The organism is Streptomyces sp. NBC_00846 (assembly GCF_045207325.1).
Taxonomy (GTDB): Bacteria; Actinomycetota; Actinomycetes; order Streptomycetales; family Streptomycetaceae; genus Streptomyces.
Window position 1 is genome coordinate 6,902,703 of the sequence record NZ_CP108846.1, and the last position, 20,632, is coordinate 6,923,334.

The 20,632-nt window shown below is 69.6% G+C and carries 16 protein-coding genes, 1 pseudogene and 1 riboswitch; of the genes and pseudogenes, 15 read left to right on the forward strand and 2 right to left on the reverse strand.

What is annotated here, in order from left to right:
- The first annotated feature begins 353 nt into the window (after positions 1-353).
- The 12 genes from hpnC to OG936_RS31720 all read left to right on the forward strand — a co-directional run bounded on the left by hpnC (position 354) and on the right by OG936_RS31720 (position 13,994).
- Entirely contained in the window at positions 354-1,274 is a 921-nt protein-coding gene (hpnC, locus tag OG936_RS31665) for a squalene synthase HpnC (RefSeq protein WP_406499373.1), read from the forward strand.
- 29 nt (positions 1,275-1,303) lie between these two features.
- Positions 1,304-2,224, forward strand: a complete 921-nt coding sequence (hpnD, locus tag OG936_RS31670) for a presqualene diphosphate synthase HpnD (protein ID WP_406499374.1) — start codon at positions 1,304-1,306, stop codon at positions 2,222-2,224.
- Between the two features lie 118 nt (positions 2,225-2,342).
- The gene (hpnE, locus tag OG936_RS31675) at positions 2,343-3,731 is read left to right on the forward strand and encodes a hydroxysqualene dehydroxylase HpnE (protein WP_406499375.1); all 1,389 of its coding nucleotides are present in this window, start codon (positions 2,343-2,345) and stop codon (positions 3,729-3,731) included.
- Positions 3,728-4,828 (forward strand): polyprenyl synthetase family protein, encoded by a 1,101-nt coding sequence (locus OG936_RS31680; protein ID WP_383763509.1) that lies wholly within the window; start codon positions 3,728-3,730, stop codon positions 4,826-4,828. Before hpnE ends, OG936_RS31680 begins: the two co-directional genes overlap by 4 nt.
- A 106-nt stretch (positions 4,829-4,934) precedes the next feature.
- The gene (gene shc, locus OG936_RS31685; protein ID WP_406499376.1) at positions 4,935-6,935 is read left to right on the forward strand and encodes a squalene--hopene cyclase; all 2,001 of its coding nucleotides are present in this window, start codon (positions 4,935-4,937) and stop codon (positions 6,933-6,935) included.
- On the forward strand, positions 6,935-7,594 hold the full coding sequence (locus tag OG936_RS31690) for a 1-hydroxy-2-methyl-2-butenyl 4-diphosphate reductase (protein ID WP_406499377.1): 660 nt from the start codon (positions 6,935-6,937) through the stop codon (positions 7,592-7,594). The genes shc and OG936_RS31690 overlap by 1 nt, the downstream gene beginning before the upstream one ends.
- Before the next feature lie 5 nt (positions 7,595-7,599).
- Complete coding sequence (gene hpnH, locus OG936_RS31695) at positions 7,600-8,619, forward strand: adenosyl-hopene transferase HpnH (protein WP_383764862.1); 1,020 nt, start codon at positions 7,600-7,602, stop codon at positions 8,617-8,619.
- A 4-nt stretch (positions 8,620-8,623) separates the two neighbouring features.
- Positions 8,624-9,790: a flavodoxin-dependent (E)-4-hydroxy-3-methylbut-2-enyl-diphosphate synthase gene (gene ispG / locus OG936_RS31700; protein WP_406499378.1), complete on the forward strand. Its 1,167-nt coding sequence runs from the start codon at positions 8,624-8,626 to the stop codon at positions 9,788-9,790.
- Between the two features lie 26 nt (positions 9,791-9,816).
- Entirely contained in the window at positions 9,817-11,718 is a 1,902-nt protein-coding gene (gene dxs / locus OG936_RS31705) for a 1-deoxy-D-xylulose-5-phosphate synthase (protein ID WP_406499379.1), read from the forward strand.
- Complete coding sequence (locus OG936_RS31710) at positions 11,715-13,112, forward strand: aspartate aminotransferase family protein (RefSeq protein ID WP_406499380.1); 1,398 nt, start codon at positions 11,715-11,717, stop codon at positions 13,110-13,112. Before dxs ends, OG936_RS31710 begins: the two co-directional genes overlap by 4 nt.
- Positions 13,113-13,184: 72 nt before the next feature.
- Positions 13,185-13,793: a helix-turn-helix domain-containing protein gene (locus OG936_RS31715; protein ID WP_406499381.1), complete on the forward strand. Its 609-nt coding sequence runs from the start codon at positions 13,185-13,187 to the stop codon at positions 13,791-13,793.
- Between the two features lie 33 nt (positions 13,794-13,826).
- Positions 13,827-13,994: a DUF6126 family protein gene (locus OG936_RS31720; RefSeq protein WP_406499382.1), complete on the forward strand. Its 168-nt coding sequence runs from the start codon at positions 13,827-13,829 to the stop codon at positions 13,992-13,994.
- 23 nt (positions 13,995-14,017) lie between these two features.
- Here OG936_RS31720 and OG936_RS31725 read toward each other — a convergent pair whose 3' ends face one another.
- A complete protein-coding gene (locus tag OG936_RS31725) occupies positions 14,018-14,830 on the reverse strand; it encodes a tyrosine-protein phosphatase (protein WP_406499383.1) in 813 nt (270 codons plus the stop codon).
- Between the two features lie 228 nt (positions 14,831-15,058).
- Between OG936_RS31725 and OG936_RS31730 the strand changes: the two genes are divergently transcribed.
- The 3 genes and pseudogenes from OG936_RS31730 to OG936_RS31740 all read left to right on the forward strand — a co-directional run.
- Positions 15,059-17,158: an alpha-galactosidase gene (locus tag OG936_RS31730; RefSeq protein WP_406499384.1), complete on the forward strand. Its 2,100-nt coding sequence runs from the start codon at positions 15,059-15,061 to the stop codon at positions 17,156-17,158.
- Between the two features lie 293 nt (positions 17,159-17,451).
- A riboswitch (cyclic di-AMP (ydaO/yuaA leader) is annotated at positions 17,452-17,606 on the forward strand.
- A 5-nt stretch (positions 17,607-17,611) separates the two neighbouring features.
- Positions 17,612-18,556, forward strand: coding sequence for a peptidoglycan DD-metalloendopeptidase family protein (locus OG936_RS31735; protein WP_406499385.1), 945 nt, complete (start codon positions 17,612-17,614; stop codon positions 18,554-18,556).
- Positions 18,557-18,745: 189 nt separating this feature from the next.
- Positions 18,746-19,588, forward strand: a pseudogene (locus tag OG936_RS31740) (SGNH/GDSL hydrolase family protein); the annotation flags it as partial.
- 107 nt (positions 19,589-19,695) lie between these two features.
- Here OG936_RS31740 and OG936_RS31745 read toward each other — a convergent pair.
- Positions 19,696-20,628, reverse strand: coding sequence for an STM4011 family radical SAM protein (locus tag OG936_RS31745; RefSeq protein WP_406499386.1), 933 nt, complete (start codon positions 20,626-20,628; stop codon positions 19,696-19,698).
- Between the last annotated feature and the right edge of the window lie 4 nt (positions 20,629-20,632).

Sequence of the window (20,632 nt, forward strand, 5' to 3'; positions counted from 1 at the left end):
GCCTGCACGCGCGGCGGTACGCCCCGGACACGATCTCCTCCCGGCGGATGACGTCAATTTCCTTGCGCACGGGGAAGGTTGGCGGGGCAGGACGCGTTGCTCCTGTGCGCGCAACACCCCGACGTATCGATGAGCGTTGTACAACGTAAGCTGTAGTGGTGCTGATTCGTTGCAAGTGGGGCGATACCGCCTGGCCACACGGCCTGACGGCGTGCTCCGCACTCGGTAGAGCGGGCGGCGTGTCCGGAATGGGATGTTTTGGGTCAGCAGTGTAGAACGGGAGATGTGACGGCTATGACGGAAAATCTCCAGCTCCGAGGTGCTCACGCCGTCCCAGCGCCGGGCGGTCGGTGGTGACCCCTACCCGGCAGGCGCACCACGATGCCGCCGCGCCCAGCACCCTCGACAAGGCCGCTGACGAGAATTTTCCGGTAGCTCCCTTCTTTCTGCCGCGCGCCTGGCGCGACGACCTGATGGCCGTCTACGGCTACGCCCGTCTCGTCGACGACATCGGCGACGGAGACCTCACGCCCGGCGGCGCGGATGCCCGCCACCTCGGCCTCGATCCCGAGCAGACCGACGACCGGCTCGTCATGCTCGATGCCTTCGAGGCCGATCTGCACCGGGTCTTCAACACCGTGGGCGAGGGGCCGCAGCACCCCCTGCTGCGCGCGCTGCGCCCCACCGTGCGGCGCTGCTCGCTCACCCCCGAACCCTTCCTCGGCCTCATCGAGGCGAACCGGCAGGACCAGAAGATCCGCCGCTACGGAACGTACGAGGAGCTCGCCGCCTACTGCGAGCTCTCCGCCAATCCCGTGGGCCGGCTGGTCCTGCAGATCACCGGAACCGCCAGCCCCGAACGCATCCGCCGCTCCGACGCCGTCTGCACGGCCCTGCAGATCGTCGAGCACCTCCAGGACGTCGCCGAGGACCTCGCCGCCGACCGGATCTACCTGCCCGCGGACGACATGGCCCGGTTCCACGTCCGCGAAACCGATCTGACCGCCCCCTCCGGGGGCGCATCGGTGCGTTCGCTGGTTGCGTACGAAGCAGAACGCGCTCGGGAACTGCTGAATGAAGGCACCCCCCTGGTGGGTAGCGTCCACGGCAGGCTCAAGCTGCTTCTCGCCGGATTCGTGGGAGGGGGACGTGCCGCCCTCACCGCGATCGCGGCCGCCGGGTTCGACGTACTGCCCGGACCGCCCAAGCCCACCAAGCCCAGCCTGCTGCGCGAGGTGGGAGTTGTCTTGCGAAGAGCGCGTAGAGAGGGGTGAGCCGGACCGTGGAGGGACAGACGACGTACATGTCGGCACCGGTACAGGCCGCATACAGTTACTGCGAGGCGGTCACCGGACAGCAGGCGCGTAACTTCGCGTACGGCATCAGACTGCTGCCGGCCGAGAAGCGACAGGCCATGTCGGCGCTGTACGCCTTCTCCCGTCGCGTCGACGACATCGGTGACGGCGAGTTGGAGCCGGAGACCAAGCGGACCCGGCTGGAGAGCACCCGCACCGTCCTGGACCGGATCCGTGACGGCGCGATCGACGAGGACGACACCGACCCGGTGGCCGTCGCGCTCGCCGACGCCGCGCGCAGATTCCCACTCCCGCTCAGCGGGCTCGACGAACTCATCGACGGCGTGCTGATGGATGTGCGCGGCGCGACGTACGAGACCTGGGACGACCTCAAGGCCTACTGCCGCTGTGTCGCGGGCGCCATCGGCCGCCTCAGCCTGGGCGTCTTCGGTACGGAATCGGGCGCTCCGGGCGCCGACCGGGCAGCGGAGTACGCCGACACGCTCGGCCTCGCGCTCCAGCTGACCAACATCCTGCGCGACGTCCGCGAGGACGCCGGTAACGGGCGTACGTATCTGCCCGCCGACGACCTCGCCAAGTTCGGCTGCTCGGCCGGGTTCCACCGGGCCACTCCGCCGCCCGGAGCGGACTTCGCGGGCCTGGTCCACTTCGAGGTACGGCGTGCCCGCACCCTGTTCGCCGAGGGGTACCGGCTGCTGCCGATGCTGGACCGGCGCAGCGGTGCCTGTGTCGCGGCCATGGCGGGCATCTACCGCCGGCTGCTGGACCGGATCGAGCGCGACCCCGAGGCGGTGCTGCGCGGCCGGGTCTCGCTGCCGGGCCACGAGAAGGCGTACGTCGCGGTGCGCGGACTCTCGGGTCTCGACGCGCGCTATGTCTCCCGCCGGACGGCCAGGGGGCGTGTCTGATGCGCCGTTGGGATATCTCACGCATCATGTGCGGCACGGAAACGCGCTTCCATCGGTGGTCAACCCTCTGGTGTACTGACGCGTCCCTGACTGAAGTGACCCGTCGAAAGGAGGGCGCATGACGAACGACGCCCCGCGTCCCTCCCACGCGGTCGTGATCGGCGGCGGACTCGCCGGCATCACCGCGGCCCTGCGGCTCGCCGACGCCAGGCTTGACGTGACCCTGCTCGAAGGGCGGCCCCGGCTCGGCGGACTCGTTTTCTCCTTCCGGCGCGGCGAACTGACGGTCGACAACGGACAGCACGTCTACCTGCGCTGCTGCACCGCCTACCGCTGGTTCCTCGACCGCGTCGACGGAACGCGCCTGGCGCCCCTGCAAAACCGTTTGGACGTGCCCGTTCTCGATGTCGGACGCCCCGCGGGCCCCCGGCTGGGAAGGCTGCGCCGCAACGCGCTGCCGGTGCCTTTCCACCTCGCCGCCGGACTCGTGGGCTACCCGCATCTCTCGCTCAGCGAGCGGGCGAGCGTCGGACGCGCCGCACTGGCGCTGGGCCGCCTGGACCCGGACGACCCCGCGCTCGACGCCGTCGACTTCGGCAGCTGGCTCACCCGGCACGGCCAGTCGCCGCGCACCATCGAGGCCCTCTGGGACCTGGTCGGCGTCGCCACGCTCAACGCCACCGCGCCGAACTCCTCGCTGGCCCTCGCGGCGAAGGTGTTCAAGACCGGACTCCTGTCCGAGCCCGGCGCCGCCGACATCGGCTGGGCGAGCGTGCCGCTCGGCGACATCCACGACACGCTGGCCCGCAAGGCACTCGACTCCGCCGGAGTACGCACCGAGCTGCGCACCAGAGCGTCCTCCGTCACCCGCACGGAGGACGGCCGCTGGGCCGTCGAGGCCGGCGGCGAACGGATCGAGGCGGACACCGTCGTCCTCGCCGTCCCGCAGCGCGAGACCCACGACCTGCTGCCCACGGGCGCGCTCGACGCGCCGGAGCGGCTGCTCGACATCGGCACCTCGCCGATCCTCAACGTGCACGTCGTCTACGACCGCAAGGTGCTGCGCCGCCCGTTCTTCACCGCGCTCGGCTCCCCGGTCCAGTGGGTCTTCGACCGTACGGACGCCTCGGGCCTCACCGGCCCCGGGCAGTACCTCGCGGTGTCCCAGTCCGCCGCGGACGAGGAGATCGACCTCCCCGTCGCCGAGCTGCGAAGGCGCTACCTGCCCGAGCTGGAGCGGCTCCTTCCGGCCGCCCGCGGGGCCGGGATCAGAGACTTCTTCGTCACCCGGGAGCGCACGGCGACCTTCGCCCCCGCCCCCGGCGTCGGCCGACTGCGGCCCGGAGCCGGCACCCGTGCCCCCGGCCTCAGCCTGGCCGGAGCGTGGACGGCCACCGGCTGGCCCGCGACGATGGAAGGTGCCGTCCGCAGCGGGTTCAGCGCGGCGGACGCCGCGCTCCGGGCGCTCGGCCGCTCCCATGAACATCCGCTGCAGGAGGCGGCATGAGCAGTACCACCGGAACAAGAGGAGAGTCAGTGACCCCGGCGAATCCGGCTTTCGACACCGTGGCCGACACGGACGTCACCGCGCTTCTGGAGCGCGGACGGGCCCTTTCCACGCCGGTGCTACGGGCCGCCGTTGACCGGCTCGCACCGCCCATGGATACCGTCGCCGCCTACCACTTCGGCTGGATCGACGCCCAGGGACGGCCCTCCGACGGCGACGGCGGCAAGGCCGTCCGCCCGGCGCTCGCCCTGCTGTCCGCGGAGGCGGCCGGCGCCACCGCCGAGGCAGGCGTCCCCGGCGCCGTGGCCGTCGAACTCGTGCACAACTTCTCGCTGCTGCACGACGACCTGATGGACGGCGACGAACAGCGCCGCCACCGCGACACCGTCTGGAAGGTGCACGGCCCCGCCCAGGCGATCCTCGTCGGCGACGCGCTCTTCGCGCTCGCCAACGAGATCCTGCTGGAGCTCGGCACCGTCGAGGCGGGCCGGGCGGCCCGCCGACTGACCGTCGCCACCCGCAAGCTCATCGACGGTCAGGCCCAGGACATCTCCTACGAGCACCGCGAGCGGGTCACCGTCGAGGAGTGCCTGGAGATGGAGGGCAACAAGACCGGAGCCCTGCTCGCCTGCGCCTGCTCCATCGGCGCGGTCCTCGGCGGCGCCGACGACCGTACCGCCGACACCCTGGAGGCGTACGGTCACCACCTCGGCCTCGCCTTCCAGGCCGTCGATGATCTGCTCGGCATCTGGGGCGACCCCGAGTCCACCGGCAAGCAGACCTGGAGCGATCTGCGCCAGCGCAAGAAGTCGCTGCCGGTCGTCGCCGCGCTCGCCGCGGGCGGACCGGCCTCGGAGCGTCTCGGTGAACTGCTCGCCGCCGACGCCAAGAGCAGTGATTTCGACAGCTTCTCCGAAGAGGAGTTCGCCGCCCGCGCGGCGCTCATCGAGGAGGCGGGCGGCCGTGAATGGACCGCCCAGGAGGCCCGCCGACAGCATGCGGTCGCCATCGAGGCACTGCACCGCGTCGACATGCCGCCCACCGTGCGGGCGCAGCTCACAGCGCTCGCTGACTTCGTCGTCGTACGAAAGAGATGATCACTATCTCCTCCATATGACTCGCAGTCGCCAGCGGCGCCCGTCCGGGCGCCGGCCGACGGAGACCCCAGCACAGCAGAGGACCAAACTGCACGAAGGGGAAGCCATGACAGCGACGACCGACGGAAGCACCGGGGCTGTGAACCCCCGCGCAGCCTCGGCCAGCAATCCGACCGAAACAACCATCGCCGCGGACGACGTACAGGCCGCCGCGCGGCAGGCCGCGGAACGCTCGGTGGAGCATCTCCTCGGCAGGCAGGACGAGCAGGGCTGGTGGAAGGGCGACCTCGCCACCAACGTCACCATGGACGCCGAAGACCTGATGCTCCGGCAATTCCTGGGCATCCAGGACCAGACCGTCGTCCAGGCGGCGGGCCGCTTCATCCGCGGCGAACAGCTCGGCGACGGCACCTGGGCAACTTTCCACGGCGGCCCCGGCGAGCTCTCCACCACCATCGAGGCGTACGTGGCGCTGCGGCTGGCCGGGGACCGACCGGACGAACCGCACATGGCCCGGGCCTCGGGATGGATCAGGGAACAGGGCGGAATCGCGGCGAGCCGCGTCTTCACCCGGATCTGGCTCGCCCTCTTCGGCTGGTGGAAGTGGGACGACCTGCCTCAGATGCCGCCCGAGCTGATGTTCTTTCCCAAATGGGCCCCCCTCAACATCTATGACTTCGGCTGCTGGGCCCGCCAGACCATCGTGCCGCTCACCATCGTCTCGGCGAAGCGGCCGGTGCGCCCGGCCCCCTTCGCACTCGACGAACTGCACACCGATCCACATCATCCGAACCCGCCCGGACGTACTGCTTCGGCGGTGAGCTGGGACGGTGTCTTCCAGCGCCTCGACAAGGCGCTGCACCTCTACCACCGGATCGCACCGCGCAAACTGCGCAGGTCCGCCATGAACGCCGCGGCCCGCTGGATCATCGAACGCCAGGAGAACGACGGCTGCTGGGGCGGCATCCAGCCGCCCGCCGTGTACTCCGTCATCGCGCTGCACCTGCTCGGCTACGACCTGGACCACCCGGTGATGCGGGCCGGACTCGAATCGCTCGACCGGTTCGCCGTCTGGCGCGAGGACGGCGCCCGGATGATCGAGGCCTGCCAGTCCCCGGTCTGGGACACCTGCCTCGCCACCATCGCCCTCGCCGACGCCGGGGTCCGCCCCGACCACCCGGCGCTCGTGAAGGCCGCGGACTGGATGCTCGGCGAGGAGATCGTCCGGCCCGGCGACTGGTCCGTACGCCGCCCCCGACTCGCCCCGGGCGGCTGGGCGTTCGAGTTCCACAACGACAACTACCCCGACATCGACGACACCGCGGAAGTGGTCCTCGCGCTGCGCCGGGTCCACCACCCCGACATGGCACGGGTCGAGGCCGCCATCAAGCGCGGAGTGCGCTGGAACCTCGGCATGCAGTCCCGCAACGGGGCCTGGGGAGCCTTCGACGCGGACAACACCAGTCCGTTCCCCAACCGGCTGCCCTTCTCCGACTTCGGTGAGGTCATCGACCCGCCGTCCGCTGACGTCACCGGGCACGTGGTGGAGATGCTCGCCGTCGAGGGGCGGTCCGCGCACCCCGCCACCCGACGCGGCATCGAGTGGCTGCTGGCCGAACAGGACCCGAACGGCGGATGGTTCGGCCGCTGGGGCGTCAACTACGTGTACGGGACAGGGTCGGTGGTGCCCGCGCTGGTGGCCGCCGGGCTGCCCGGCACCCATCCGGCGATCCGCCGGGCGGTCGGCTGGCTGGAGTCCGTACAGAACGACGACGGCGGCTGGGGCGAGGACCTGCGTTCGTACCACGAGGAGAAGTGGATCGGGCACGGCACCTCGACCCCCTCCCAGACCGCGTGGGCACTGCTCGCGCTGCTCGCCGCGGGGCGGCGGGACAGCGTGGCCGTGCAACGGGGAGTGCGCTGGCTCACCAAGACCCAGCAGGCCGACGGCTCCTGGGACGAGCCGTACTTCACCGGCACCGGCTTCCCCTGGGACTTCTCCATCAACTACCACCTCTACCGGCAAGTCTTCCCGCTCACCGCACTCGGGCGGTACGTGTACGGCGAACCCTTCGCCGATCGCACGGCCACCCGCAAGGGGGCCTGATGGGCGATGGTCCGGGGCCGGCCGGCCCCGCAGCGCCGCTGCTGATCGCCTGTGCGCTCGGCATCGAGCAATTCGCCCTGCGCAGCGGCAAAGGCACGGCCGGCGCGGCTCCGGGCCCGGTGACCGTACTGCGTACGGGCATGGGCCCCAAGGCCGCCGAGGCGGCCGTGTCACAGGCGCTCGGTCGGGACCGGGCACCCGCCATGGCCGTCCTTGCCTCGGGTTTCTGCGCCGGACTGTCACCCGGTATGCACCCCGGGGATCTGGTGGTCGCCGACGAGACCCGGGGAGCCGGGGATCCGACGGCCTGCACCGGCACGGACCTGCTCGCCGAGGCCCTTGCCCGGACGGTGCCCGGCCGCACCGTCCACACCGGTCCGCTGACCGGCTCAGCCCATGTCGTACGCGGACATGAGCGGGCCGAGCTGCGGGCCACCGGAGCGATCGCGGTGGATATGGAGTCCGCCGCCACCCTTCGCGCCGCCCTGTGGTCCGGGCCGCGCCCGGTTGCCGCCGTACGGGTGGTCGTGGACGCTCCGGAGCACGAGCTCGTCCGCATCGGGACGATACGCGGTGGAATATCAGCTTTCCGTGTTCTCCGTGCCGTCCTACCGGCTTTCTACGAATGGCACCGATCTCTGCTGCTCCCCAGGAGGTGAGCTAGATGGCCATGCCGCTCCGTCAGACCATCAAGGTTGCGACGTACCTCATTGAACAGAAGCTCCGCAAGCGGGACAAGTTCCCGCTCATTGTCGAGCTGGAGCCTTTGTTCGCCTGCAATCTGGCGTGCGAGGGCTGCGGGAAGATCCAGCATCCGGCCGGAGTTCTGAAGCAGCGCATGCCGGTTGCCCAGGCTGTGGGCGCGGTACTGGAATCGGGCGCCCCGATGGTTTCCATCGCGGGTGGAGAACCCCTGATGCACCCGCAGATCGACGAAATCGTACGGCAGTTGGTGGCGAGGAAGAAGTTCGTCTTCCTCTGCACCAACGCGATGCTGCTGCGGAAGAAAATCGAGAAATTCGCGCCTTCGCCGTACTTCGCCTTTGCCGTGCACATCGACGGGCTGCGGGAGCGGCACGATGAATCCGTTGCCAAGGAAGGAGTGTTCGACGAGGCGGTGGCGGCGATCAAGGAGGCCAAGCGACGCGGCTTCCGGGTCACTACGAACTCCACCTTCTTCAACACCGACACCCCGCAGACCGTCATCGAGGTCCTCAACTACCTCAACGACGACCTGAAGGTCGACGAGATGATGATCTCGCCCGCCTACGCGTACGAGAAGGCACCCGACCAGGAGCACTTCCTCGGCGTCGAGCAGACCCGGGAACTCTTCAAGAAGTCGTTCGCGGGCGGCAACCGGTCCCGCTGGCGGCTGAACCACTCGCCGCTCTTCCTGGACTTCCTGGAGGGCAAGGCGGACTTCCCGTGCACCGCGTGGGCGATCCCGAACTACTCGCTCTTCGGCTGGCAGCGTCCCTGCTACCTGATGAGCGACGGGTACGTCCCCACGTACCGGGAACTCATCGAGGAGACCGACTGGGACAAGTACGGCCGCGGCAAGGACCCGCGCTGCGCCAACTGCATGGCGCACTGCGGCTACGAGCCCACCGCCGTCCTCGCCACCATGGGATCGCTGAAGGAATCCTTGCGCGCCGCACGCGAGACCGTCTCCGGGACCCGGTGACGTCATGACCGCTGGAGAGCCGGTCGCACTGGGTCTCCCCGAGCTGCCGGCCCGGCCGCTAGCGATGCGCCGCCACTCGCGGCGCATCCAGGTCGGGTCGGTTGCGGTGGGCGGGGATGCGCCGGTGTCGGTGCAGTCGATGACGACGACGCGTACGTCGGACATCCGTGCGACGTTGCAGCAGATCGCGGAGTTGACGGCGTCGGGCTGTCAGATCGTGCGGGTGGCGTGTCCGACGCAGGATGACGCGGACGCGTTGGCGACGATTGCGAAGAAGTCGCAGATTCCGGTGATCGCGGATATTCATTTCCAGCCGAAGTATGTGTTCGCGGCGATCGATGCGGGTTGTGCCGCGGTGCGGGTGAATCCGGGGAACATCAAGCAGTTCGACGACAAGGTGAAGGAGATCGCGCGGGCGGCGAAGGATGCGGGTACGCCGATCCGGATCGGTGTGAACGCGGGTTCGCTGGATGCGCGGTTGCTGAAGAAGTACGGGAAGGCGACTCCGGAGGCGTTGGTGGAGTCGGCGCTGTGGGAGGCGTCGCTCTTCGAGGAGCATGACTTCCGGGAGATCAAGATCTCGGTGAAGCACAACGATCCGGTGGTGATGGTCAATGCGTACCGTCAGCTGGCTGCGCGGTGTGACTACCCGTTGCATCTGGGGGTGACGGAGGCGGGTCCGGCGTTCCAGGGGACGATCAAGTCGGCTGTGGCGTTCGGTGCGTTGCTGTCGGAGGGGATCGGCGACACGATCCGGGTGTCGTTGTCGGCGCCGCCGGCGGAGGAGGTCAAGGTCGGTCTGCAGATTCTGGAGTCGTTGAATCTGAAGCAGCGTCGGCTGGAGATCGTGTCGTGTCCGTCGTGCGGGCGGGCGCAGGTGGATGTGTACAAGCTGGCGGATCAGGTCAGTGCGGGGCTTGAGGGCATGGAAGTGCCGTTGCGGGTGGCCGTGATGGGCTGTGTCGTCAATGGTCCGGGTGAGGCCCGTGAGGCGGATCTGGGTGTCGCGTCCGGCAATGGCAAGGGGCAGATCTTCGTGAAGGGCGAGGTCATCAAGACCGTGCCCGAGTCGAAGATCGTCGAGACGCTGATCGAAGAAGCCCAGAAGATCGCCGAGGGCATGGACGGCGCGGGGACACCATCGGGGGTTCCCGCCGTCACCGTGAGCTGAAACAGAACCAGAGAGGGGGCCCGAACGTGACGATTCTGGAGAGCATCCGGGGGCCGCACGATCTCAAGGCGCTGAGCGGCGCGCAACTCGACGAACTGACCGAGGACATCAGGCAGTTCCTCGTCCGGGCAGTGGCGAGGACCGGCGGTCATCTGGGCCCGAACCTGGGGGTGGTGGAGCTCTCCATCGCTCTGCACCGGGCCTTCGACTCACCGGTGGACCGCATCCTGTGGGACACCGGGCACCAGAGCTATGTGCACAAGCTGCTCACCGGGCGGCAGGACTTCTCCAAGCTCCGCCGCAAGGGGGGCCTGTCCGGCTACCCCTCCCGGGAGGAGTCCGAGCACGACGTCATCGAGAACTCGCATGCCTCGACCGTTCTCGGCTGGGCCGACGGCCTCGCCAAGGCCCACCAGGTGCTGGGGCGGAGCGACCATGTGGTGGCCGTCATCGGCGACGGTGCCCTCACCGGCGGCATGGCCTGGGAGGCACTCAACAACATCGCGGCCGCACGGGACCGGCCGCTGATCATCGTCGTCAACGACAACGAGCGTTCGTACGGCCCGACGATCGGCGGCCTCGCCAACCACCTCGCCACCCTCCGTACCACCGACGGATACGAACGCTTCCTCTCCTGGGGCAAGGGGGTGCTCCAGCAGACGCCCGTCATCGGGCAGCCGTTGTACGAGTCGCTGCACGGCGCGAAGAAGGGGTTCAAGGACGCCTTCGCCCCGCAGGGCATGTTCGAGGACCTCGGGCTCAAGTACGTCGGGCCGATCGACGGGCACGACATCGCGGCCGTCGAGTCCGCACTGCACCGGGCGAAGCGCTTCCACGGCCCGGTGCTGGTGCACTGCCTCACCGAGAAGGGCCGCGGCTACCCGCCCGCGCTCCGGGACGAGGCCGACCGCTTCCACACCGTGGGCGCGATGGACCCGCTGACCTGCGCACCGCTCGTCCCGACGGAAGCGCCCTCCTGGACCTCGGTGTTCGGGGACGAGATCGCCGAGATCGGCGCGGAGCGGCCGGATGTCGTGGCCATCACCGCGGCGATGCTGCACCCCGTCGGACTGACCAGGTTCGCCGAATTGTTCCCCGGCCGGGTCTGGGACGTCGGGATCGCCGAGCAGCACGCCGCGGTCTGCGCGGCGGGACTCGCCACCGCAGGACTGCATCCGGTCGTCGCCGTGTACGCCACCTTCCTCAACCGGGCCTTCGACCAGTTGCTGATGGACGTCGCGCTGCACAAGTGCGGGGTGACGTTCGTCCTCGACCGGGCCGGGATCACCGGACCCGACGGGCCCTCGCACAACGGCATGTGGGACATGTCCCTGCTACAGGTCGTCCCCGGACTGCGGATCGCAGCCCCGCGCGACGCCGACGAATTCCGGGCCGAACTCCGCGAGGCCGTCGACATCGACGACGCCCCTACCGTGATCCGGTTCCCCAAGGAGTCGGTGGGGGAGTCGATCCCGGCCATCGACCGGATCGGCGGCATGGACGTACTGCACCGGGCGGACGACCCCGATGTGCTGCTCGTGGCCGTCGGGGTGCTCGCCCCGGTCTGTCTGAAGGCCGCAGACCTGCTGGCGGGCGGCGGCATCCGCTGCACGGTCGTCGACCCTCGCTGGGTCAAGCCCGTCGACGAACAACTGGCCCCACTTGCCGAACGGCACCGGCTCGTCGCCGTCGTCGAGGACAACAGCCGTGCCGGGGGCGTCGGTTCGGCGGTTGGACAGGCGCTGCGGGATGTCGGGGTCGACGTACCACTGCGTACCTTCGGCATCCCCGAGCAGTTCCTCGCCCACGGCAAGCGCGCCGAGGTGCTGGCCGACATCGGGCTCACCCCGGTCGAGATCGCCGGGCGGATCAGCGCCGCACTGGCCGGCAAGGAAGCAGCGAGAAGGACCGAGGAGAGCGGGGCATGAAGGACGACGGGCCCAAGGGCTTCGATCTGGCGCAGCTCCTCGCGGAGCGCGGCGCGGAACGCTACGAGCTGCACGCGAAACACCTCAATCACCAGCTGCCGCGCATGCTGCACACCATTGGCTTCGACAAGGCCTACGAACGGGCCGAGGGCGCGCACTTCTGGGACGCGGAAGGCAACGACTACCTCGACATGCTCGCCGGATTCGGCGTGATGGGTCTCGGCCGGCACCACCCCGTCGTACGCAAGGCCCTGCACGACGTCCTCGACGCCTCGCTCGCCGACCTCACCCGCTTCGACTGCCAGCCGCTGCCCGGGCTGCTGGCCGAGAAGCTGCTTGTCCACAGCCCGCATCTGGACCGGGTGTTCTTCGGCAACAGCGGTACGGAGGCCGTCGAGACCGCGCTGAAGTTCGCCCGGTACGCCACCGGAAGGCCGAGGATCCTGTACTGCACCCACGCCTTCCACGGGCTGACGACCGGCTCGCTCTCCGTCAACGGGGAGAGCGGCTTCCGGGACGGCTTCGCCCCGCTGCTGCCGGACACCGCCATCGAACTCGGTGATCTCGACGCACTGAGGCGTGAGCTGAAGCGCGGCGATGTGGCGGCACTGGTCGTCGAGCCGATCCAGGGCAAGGGCGTCCACGCCGCGCCGCCCGGCTTCCTTCGGGCCGCGCAGGAGCTGCTGCACAAGCACAAGGCGCTCCTCATCGCCGACGAGGTGCAGACCGGCCTCGGCAGGACCGGGGACTTCTACGCGTACCAGCACGAGGAGGATGTCGAACCCGATCTGGTCTGCGTCGCCAAGGCCCTCTCCGGCGGCTATGTGCCGGTCGGGGCGACCCTCGGCAAGGACTGGATCTTCAGACGCGTCTACTCGTCGATGGACCGGGTCCTGGTCCACTCCGCGAGCTTCGGCTCCAACGCCCAGGCGATGGCTGCCGGGCTCGCGGTCCTCGCCGTGATGGAGGACGAGGAGATCGTCGCGAACGCGCGCCGCACCGGCGATCTGCTGCGCGGGCGGCTGGCCGCACTGGTCGACCGCTACGAACTCCTCCACGAGGTGCGCGGGCGCGGGCTGATGATCGGCATCGAGTTCGGCCGGCCGTCGTCACTGAAGCTGCGCAGCCGCTGGGCCATGCTGCAGGCGGCCCGTAAGGGGCTCTTCGCGCAGATGGTGGTGGTGCCCCTGCTTCAGAAGCACCGCATCCTCACGCAGGTCTCGGGCGACCACCTCGAAGTGATCAAGCTGATTCCGCCACTGATGATCGGGGAGCCGGAGGTCGACCGGTTCGTCACGGCGTTCACCGCCGTGATGGACGACGCACACAGCGGGGGTGGACTGGTGTGGGACTTCGGCAGGACCCTGGTGAAACAGGCCGTCGCCAACCGCTGATCCCCGGGGCGTGAGGTTTTCCTCTGAGGCAAGAAATTTGCCTCAGAGGAAAACTTCTGGCCCAATGGGTACATGAACACTCCAGACGGAGGGGCGGCCGACGAGCTGCCCGGGGTCGCGCCGCGTCTGCGCGATCTGCGCCGCAGCCGTGGTCTCACCCTGGAGACCGCCGCTCAACGGGCGGAGCTGTCGCCCGCCCATCTCTCCCGGCTCGAAACGGGCCGTCGGCAGCCCTCGCTGCCGATGCTCCTCGGTCTGGCCAGGATCTACGGTACGACGGTTTCCGAACTGCTCGGCGAGACGCCCCCGGAACGGGAGGCGATCATCCGCGGCGGGAAGTTCGAGGGGGCCGAGGCCGACGGCTGGATGTACCAGCAGGCCGGCGGTTCCGGCCGGGCGATGCAGGCGCTGCGCGTCCGCGTTCCGTACGGCGCACAGGGCGATCTCGTACGGGTCCATCCCGGCGAGGAGTGGCTGTACGTGCTCCTCGGACACCTCCGGGTCACGCTCGGGGACACCGTGCACGATCTCGCGCCCGGTGACAGCGCGCACTTCGACTCGCTCACCCCGCACCGGATCGCGGCCGTCGACCGCGACGGCGCCGAGCTGCTCTTCGTCCACACCCTGCTGCAGAGCCCCGCCGCCGAGCTGTGTCTCGGCAGCGGCATCCACCGTCGCTGACCGGCCCGTCCGGTCGCCAGAGAGAGGCCTGTCATGTCCGATTCCGAGAACTACGACCCGCTCGGGTCCAACAAGAAGTACGAGGCCCAGGAGCGGAAGTTTCCGCGCGGCGTGGTGATCAGGTTGTTCGCCTACCTCATCGCCGGACACATCCTCGCGGGCTTCCTCTACCTGCTCTTCGAGGTGGCCGGCAAGGGCTGACCACCGCGACCGAGCGGTTCGCGCTACGCCTCGTCGAGGAGCCGGCCGCGCAGCCGCTCACGGGTCTCGGGAGCGAGCTTCAGCCCCTCGGAGAAATAGCGGTCCGTGTCGCCCCAGGTCTCGTCGATGGTGGCGAAGGCAGCCGCCAGATAGTCGGCATGGGCGCCGAAGAGCGGATTGAGCAGCTCCTTCACCTCGGCCGACATGCCGTCCGCCGAGGTGTCGCTGCGGCGCACCTTGTAGCGGCGGTGGGCGTCGTTGGACTTCAGGTAGTCGGCCTCGATGGCGTCGCGCTCGACGCCGACCGCGAGCAGCGACACCGCGATCGACAGACCGGCCCGGTCCTTGCCCGCGGCGCAGTGCATCAACGCCGGAACGCTGTCCTCGGCCAGGGCGTGCAGGACCCGGCTGTGCTCGGCGGTACGGTCCAGGATGATCGAGCGGTACGAGGCGATCATCCGGTTCGTACCCTTGCCGTCGGCCAGGATCGAGCGCAGCTGGTCGAGGTCGCCGTCGCGGACGAGGCGCCAGAACTCGGCGCCTTCGGCGGGGTCGGAGAGCGGGATGCCGACATTCCGCACGCCGGGCAGCTCGATGTCCGCGCCGTCGAGCCGGTGGTCGGCCTCATTGCGGAAGTCGAAGACCGTGTGCAGACCGAGACCGCTGAGAAAGGCGGAGTCCTCGGCGGTGGCGTGCGCGAGGTGACCACTGCGGAAGAGCCGCCCGTACCGCACCCGCCGGCCGTCGACGGTGGGCAGGCCGCCCACATCGCGGAAGTTCCGGACGCCCGCCAGTTCGGGTTCCGTCGACGGGATCTGCGGCAACTGCTGCGTCACAGTGTCTCCTGGAGTGTCTGGCGTCGACGCGAGTCGCCGACTGGGCCACTTCCGCGACGACACGACATGGGTTCCCCAGGCAATCATCTCGGTCATTCCTTGTCGATACCCCGGCGAACCGCCTTGCTCCGGCGGCGAATCCATCCGGTGAATTCTTCGTCCGGACCGTTGCCCGCCTGGCCGGCAACGGTCGATGATGCGCGGAACTGTTGGAATGCGGGGGCCGCAATGATCGAGACTTGCGACAAGGGCCGGACCTGGCTGCTCACCGGGGCGGGCAGCTGCTACGCGCTGCGGCTCACGGAGCGGGACGAGCTGGTCCATCTGCACTGGGGTCCGTGGATCTCCCTTGCCGCGGTACAGGCGCTGGCCGCGGCGCCGGAGCAGTCCGTCCGGAGCTTCGAGTCCCCGCTCGACGGCCGTGAGGAGTACCCGGTGGAGGGCGGCCCTCGGTTCGTCCGCCCGGCGCTCTCGGTACGGACCCCGGAGGTCCGTGGTACCGAGTGGGCCTTCGCCGACGCCGCGGTGGACGGGGACGAACTCCGGATCGGCTTCACCGACTCCCTGCACCGGCTCGCCCTGACCCTGCACTACCGGATGCGGGACTCTTCCGACGTCATCGAGCGGTGGGCCACCGTCGCCCACGCCGGGCCGGACGGTGCGCCGCTGGAGCTGCTGCGCGCCGACGCGGCCGCCTGGGCGCTGCCCGCCCGCGACGGCTGGCGGCTGAGCCGGCTGCACGGCCGCTGGGCGGCGGAGTCGCAGCTCGCCCGGGCGGAGCTGATGTACGGCGAGAGCGTCATCTCCAGCAGGCGTGGTCACACCGGGCACCAGTCCCTGCCGTGGGTCGCTCTCGACGCCGACGGCGCGGCGACCGAGGAGAGCGGCGAGGTGTACGGCTGTGCGCTCGGCTGGTCCGGGTCGTGGCGGATCTCCGTGCAGCGGCTGCCCGACGGGCTCGTGCAGATCACCGGCGGTGCCGGGCACGACGACTCGGGGCTGCTGCTGCTCGCACCGGGAGAGTCGTACGTCACACCCGTCTTCGCCGGTCTGTGGAGCGCGGAGGGGTTCGGCGGGGCGAGCCGGGCCTGGCACGCCTGGCAGCTGGCCCAGGTGATTCCGGACGCGGGGAGTCTGCGGCCGGTGCTCTACAACTCCTGGGAGGCGACGGGCTTCGACATCGCGCAGGAGCAGCAGCGCGCCCTCGCCGGGCGCGCCGCCGCGATGGGCGTCGAGCTGTTCGTCGTGGACGACGCGTGGTTCGGGCAACGCACCAGCGACCGGGCGGGGCTCGGTGACTGGACGCCGAATCCGGACCGCTTTCCCGGCGGGCTGGGGCCGCTCGCCGACGAAGTGCACGGTCTCGGCATGCAATTCGGTATCTGGGTCGAGCCGGAAATGGTCAATGCCGACAGTGATCTCTATCGTGCGCACCCCGACTGGGTACAGCACTTCCCCGGGCGGACACGGACCGAGTTCCGTAATCAACTGGTGCTCAATCTGGCCCGCGCCGATGTGCGGGAATATCTCTGGGAACAGCTGGACGCACTGCTCTCCAGTGCGCGCATCGACTATGTGAAATGGGACTTCAACCGCTCCTTCACCGACGCGGGCTGGCCGGGCGAGGAGTATCCGCAGAAGCTCTGGACCGAGCATGTCGACGCCCTGTACGCGCTGATCGACCGGCTCCGGGCCGCGCACCCCTCGGTCGCCTTCGAGTCCTGCTCGGGCGGCGGCGGCCGGATCGATCTGGGGATTCTGTCCCGTACGGATCAGGTGTGGACCTCGGACACCACCGACCCGCTCGACCGCCTCGCCATCCAGGAGGGCTTCGGCCAGATCCATCCGGCCCGGGTGATGGCCGCCTGGGTCACCGACAGCCCCAACGTCCAGCTCAACGGCAGGGTCAGCTCACTGCGCTTCCGATTCGTGAGCGCGATGGCCGGTGTGCTCGGGGTCGGTGGTGACCTCACCGAGTGGAGCGAGGAGGAACTGGCCGAGGCGCGGACCTGGGTGGATCTCTACAAGGAGATCCGGCCGGTGGTGCAGCAGGGCTCGCTGTACCGGCTGCGCGCCCCGCGCGGCGGGCTCAGCGCGGTCCAGTACGTCCACGGGGACGAGGCCGTGGTCCTGATGTGGCTGGAGGCGCAGCGGTACGGGGAGCGGCCCCCGGCCCTGCGGCTGCGCGGACTCGACCCCGCGGCGACGTACGCCTGCCTGGATACGGGGGCGGTGCACCACGGTTCGGTACTGCTTCATCAGGGGCTGCACACCGGGCTTCGGGGGGACCTCGACGCAGGGGTGCTGAGGCTCCGACGCGAACGATGAGCGTGACAAGTCCGGAATGGTGCGATTTGGAATAACTTGCCCCTTATGTAAGGCAGATGGTCGCCCGTTCGTGAGCGGGATCATATCCGTGACGGTGCGTACCGGCGGGGCGGTCGGGCATTCCGTGCGCGGCGCGGAAAGCCAAGATCCTTAATCCACGGAGTGTGACGGGAATTCCGTACTGAATTCCTGGCGGGGATTCCGGTACGGAACCCGTGGCTTGTTCTCGCCGTCCCGACTCGCTTACGGTCGCCGTCAATCCGGACGGACCGCCTAATCCTGCCGCCGCCCGGAATTCGCATCCACTCATCGTGTGGCAGGAGCGGGGGAACCAGGTAGGCCGCCGATCGGAGAAATCCGGCCGGCTCGGGGTGAAGTCGCGCTCAGCGCGGCCGGGCATCTCCAGCCCGAACCCGACAGCTCACCTCGTAGGCGCCGGAGAGGAAGCACTTCATGCCCATATCGGGTAAGAACCGTCGTACGAAGACCCGCACCATCGCCCGTGGCGTCGCCGCCGCAGGCGCCGGTGGCGCCGTCATCGCGCTGCCGCTGCTCGGCGCCACCGGTGCCAACGCGGCCCCGGCCGCCGCCCCGCAGTCGGTCTCCGCCGCCACCACGCACGCCGCTCCGGCCAAGCCGGTCGCGCAGAAGCAGGCCGCCACCACGACGTACTCCGTCGTCTCCGGCGACTGGCTGTCGAAGATCGCCGCCGAGCACAAGATCGAGGGTGGCTGGCAGAAGCTGTACCAGGACAACCGCGAGGTCGTCGGCGACGACCCCAGCCTGATCCTCCCGGGCGTGAAGCTGACCCTCGGCGGCAAGGCCTCGGGTGACTCCGCGCCCGCCGGCGCCGGTACGGGCGCGGCCCTCCCGTCGAAGGCCCCCGAGATTCCCTCGATCGCGAAGAAGTCCGCCCCGGCCAAGTCCGCCCCGGCCAAGGTGTCGACCGTGGCGGAGTCCAAGACCTCCGCCCCGGCCGCTCAGAGCAATAGCTCCGGCTACGCTCATCCGGTCCCCGGCAACCACACCACCGGCTACCGCGCCTCCGGCTCCAACTGGTCCAGCGGCAGCCACACCGGGATCGACTTCCCCGTCTTCACCGGCACCAGCGTGAAGTCCATCACCTCCGGCACCGTCGTCGCCGCCGGCTGGGGTGGCGCGTACGGCAACCAGGTCGTCATCAAGCACGCCGACGGCCGCTACTCGCAGTACGGCCACCTGTCCTCGATCTCCGTCTCGGCGGGTCAGTTCGTGAGCACTGGTCAGCAGATCGGTCTCTCCGGCGCCACCGGCAACGCCACCGGACCGCACCTGCACTTCGAGGTCCGCACGGGCCCGGCGTACGGCTCGGACATCGACCCGATCGCCTTCCTGGCTTCGCACGGCGTCTACGTCTGAGCCGAGCGAACGGGCAGTTGAGCAACACGGTGTGACCTGAGTCACACAGTAGGGGCGGTGCGCGGCGGCGCACCGCCCCTACTGCTTATTCCTCCCTTACCAAAACCTGACCGGGTGGTCTATCTCACCACCCGTCAACCCCTTATTACGGTCGCGTAGGTCACATTCGGCAATGCAGGATAAGCGTTTGTGGCAGACGATTCGAGAAAAAATCAACGTGGCGTCATCAACCGACACGGCGTCATCGGGTCGTACGCAGCGATCGGCGACAGCTTCACCGAGGGAGTGGGCGACCCCGGTCCGGACGGGACCTTCGTCGGCTGGGCGGACCGGTTCGCGGTACTTCTGGCGGACCAGCTCCCGGACCCCGGTGCGGAATCGAACACGGACGGCTCCGCGCACGGGAATTTCAGGTACGCCAATCTCGCCGTACGCGGACGCCTCCTCGACCAGATCGTCGAGGAGCAGGTGCCGCGCGCCAAGGAGCTCGCACCCGACCTGGTGAGCTTCTGCGCGGGCGGCAACGACATCATCAGGCCCGGCACCGACCCCGACGACGTGGCCGAGCGCTTCGAGCGCGCGGTCGCCGAGCTGACCGAATCGGTCGGCGCCGTGATGGTCACCACCGGCTTCGACACCCGTGGCGTTCCCGTGCTGCGCCATCTGCGCGGCAAGATCGCCACCTACACCGCCCATGTGCGGTCCATCGCCGACCGCTACGACTGTCCGGTCCTCGACCTGTGGTCGCTGCGGTCCGTCCAGGACAGGCGCGCCTGGGACGACGACCGGCTCCATCTGTCGCCCGAGGGACACACCAGGGTCGCGTTGCGCGCCGCCCAGGTCCTCGGCCTCGATGTGCCGGCCGACCCCGACCAGGAATGGCCCCCACAGGCACAGCGCGGCACGCTCGAAGTACGGCGCGACGACATCCACTGGGCGCGCGAGTACCTGGTGCCGTGGATCGGCCGACGGCTGCGTGGTGAGTCCTCCGGCGACCATGTCGAGGCCAAGCGGCCCGACCTGCTGCCGCTCCAGTGCCCCGGTCGCGGCACTAGCCCTGCCGCCCCGCCAGGGCCTGTCCGGTGGCCCACGACCGGAGCCGCGACCGTTGCGTCCTCGCCGCCGGACGGGCCCTAGTGTCAGGCCCGTCCGGCGGATCGGGGCCGTTCGGCGGAAGCGGCTTGTGCAGCGGATCCGGCTTGTCCGGCGAGCGACGACAGCGGCGGCGCCGGTATCCGCTCCAGCACGCCGCCCGCGAAGACGTCGTACAGCGGCAGCGTCTCCAGATGCACATAGCCGATGTGGCAGTCGCAGACGGCCAGCGGGCAGGCGCGCGGGCCCAGCGAGCGCCGGTAACTGCCGTCGTAGAGGTTGCCGAGCTCCGCCGGGACGAAATGGCAGCGCCGCACCGTGCCGTCACCGTCCACCGAGACGACCGACTCGCCCGTCCGGCACGGCAGTCCGGCCGAGCGGTGCGGATGCCGGCTGTACGGGAAGAGTGGGTCCAGGGCCGTCCAGCGGTCCGCCTCCTCGTCCGTGTAGGTGTGCCCCTCCGCGGCGTTCACCCAGAGATAGACCTCGTCGGACAGTGCTGCCCGCAGCCGCCGGGCCTCTTCGAGATGGTCGTCGAGCCCGACGACACCGACGCTGTGGCGAATGCCGAGCGCGGTGAGCTCTCCGCACTTGGCGAGGAACCGCTCGTACGGCGTCTGCCCCGGGTGGTACGTGCACCACAGCGCGATCTTCTCGCGGCCGGCCTCACCCGCCTCCGCCAGCCAGCCCGTTCGGCCGCTGAGGTTGGTCTGGATCGCGACCCGGCCGATGTGCGGCAGTCGCGCCAGCTCGACCAGCGCGCGCCGGTACCAGGAGCGGACCAGACCCTCGCCCCAGGGCGTGAACAGGACCGAGATCCGGTCACCGGTCTGTGCCGCGGCCCACGCGGTGAACCGCTCCAGCGCGGCGCGGTCGGCACGCAACTGCTCCCGGCTGTCGCGCCGCTTCGCGAACGGGCAGTACGGGCAGTCGTAGTCGCAGGAAGCGAGCGGGCCGCGGTAGAGGATGGTCAGGTCCATGAGC